Annotated in this window: 10 tRNA genes; all 10 read left to right on the top strand. The window is 47.3% G+C overall.

What is annotated here, in order from left to right:
* Positions 1-27 precede the first annotated feature (27 nt).
* The 10 genes from ACF8OV_RS13725 (at position 28) to ACF8OV_RS13680 (ending at position 1,188) form a co-directional block, all read left to right on the top strand.
* A tRNA-Gln gene (locus tag ACF8OV_RS13725) sits at positions 28-102 on the top strand.
* Between the two features lie 52 nt (positions 103-154).
* Positions 155-239, top strand: a tRNA-Leu gene (locus tag ACF8OV_RS13720).
* Positions 240-263: 24 nt separating this feature from the next.
* A tRNA-Met gene (locus ACF8OV_RS13715) sits at positions 264-340 on the top strand.
* A 53-nt stretch (positions 341-393) separates the two neighbouring features.
* Positions 394-478, top strand: a tRNA-Leu gene (locus ACF8OV_RS13710).
* Positions 479-507: 29 nt separating this feature from the next.
* Positions 508-582, top strand: a tRNA-Gln gene (locus ACF8OV_RS13705).
* 52 nt (positions 583-634) lie between these two features.
* Positions 635-719, top strand: a tRNA-Leu gene (locus tag ACF8OV_RS13700).
* 24 nt (positions 720-743) lie between these two features.
* Positions 744-820: transfer RNA gene (locus tag ACF8OV_RS13695), tRNA-Met, on the top strand.
* A 47-nt stretch (positions 821-867) separates the two neighbouring features.
* Positions 868-952, top strand: a tRNA-Leu gene (locus ACF8OV_RS13690).
* 29 nt (positions 953-981) lie between these two features.
* Positions 982-1,066 (top strand) — tRNA-Leu (locus ACF8OV_RS13685).
* Positions 1,067-1,113: 47 nt separating this feature from the next.
* Positions 1,114-1,188: transfer RNA gene (locus tag ACF8OV_RS13680), tRNA-Gln, on the top strand.
* The last annotated feature ends 17 nt before the right edge of the window (positions 1,189-1,205 follow it).

Here is a 1,205-nt window from a genome sequence, read left to right as displayed (position 1 = left end):
TTTTAAGTAGTGAAAACTACTGCCTGTAGGGCTATCGCCAAGCGGTAAGGCAGCGGCTTTTGATGCCGCCATTCCCTGGTTCGAATCCAGGTAGCCCTGCCATATACAATGTTATTGAGGATCACCAATTTCCTTGATAACTACAAATCAAGATGCGGAAGTGGCGGAATTGGTAGACGCACCAGATTTAGGTTCTGGCGCCGCAAGGTGTGAGAGTTCAAGTCTCTCCTTCCGCACCATTCTTGATTTAAACAATTTGAGATGGCTACGTAGCTCAGCTGGTTAGAGCACATCACTCATAATGATGGGGTCACAGGTTCGAATCCCGTCGTAGCCACCATTTATAACGTTATTTAGGTTTTACCAATTACCTTTATAACTACAGAATAAGTTGCGGAAGTGGCGGAATTGGTAGACGCACCAGATTTAGGTTCTGGCGCCGCAAGGTGTGAGAGTTCAAGTCTCTCCTTCCGCACCATATTTTAAGTAGTGCAAACTACTGCCTGTAGGGCTATCGCCAAGCGGTAAGGCAGCGGCTTTTGATGCCGCCATTCCCTGGTTCGAATCCAGGTAGCCCTGCCATATACAATGTTATTGAGGATCACCAATCTCCTTGATAACTACAAATCAAGATGCGGAAGTGGCGGAATTGGTAGACGCACCAGATTTAGGTTCTGGCGCCGCAAGGTGTGAGAGTTCAAGTCTCTCCTTCCGCACCATTCTTGATTTGAACAATTTGAGATGGCTACGTAGCTCAGCTGGTTAGAGCACATCACTCATAATGATGGGGTCACAGGTTCGAATCCCGTCGTAGCCACCATTGATTAGATTGTTAGCTTAAGCTATCGGTCATGTAGAATTTAAGATGCGGAAGTGGCGGAATTGGTAGACGCACCAGATTTAGGTTCTGGCGCCGTAAGGTGTGAGAGTTCAAGTCTCTCCTTCCGCACCATCTTAATAATCATCTACAATATCAAATATGCGGAAATGGCGGAATTGGTAGACGCACCAGATTTAGGTTCTGGCGCCGCAAGGTGTGAGAGTTCAAGTCTCTCTTTCCGCACCATACTTTCCTTGTTTTGGAAAGCGCTTAGTTGAAAGGCTAAGACCTGTAGGGCTATCGCCAAGCGGTAAGGCAGCGGCTTTTGATGCCGCCATTCCCTGGTTCGAATCCAGGTAGCCCTGCCATTACAAAACGTTGTTGA

The organism is Vibrio sp. GLN_1, assembly GCF_043106015.1.
Taxonomy (GTDB): domain Bacteria; phylum Pseudomonadota; class Gammaproteobacteria; order Enterobacterales; family Vibrionaceae; genus Vibrio; species Vibrio parahaemolyticus.
The sequence above is the reverse complement of the archived record's forward strand: the minus strand, read 5'-3'. Positions and strand labels throughout refer to the sequence as shown.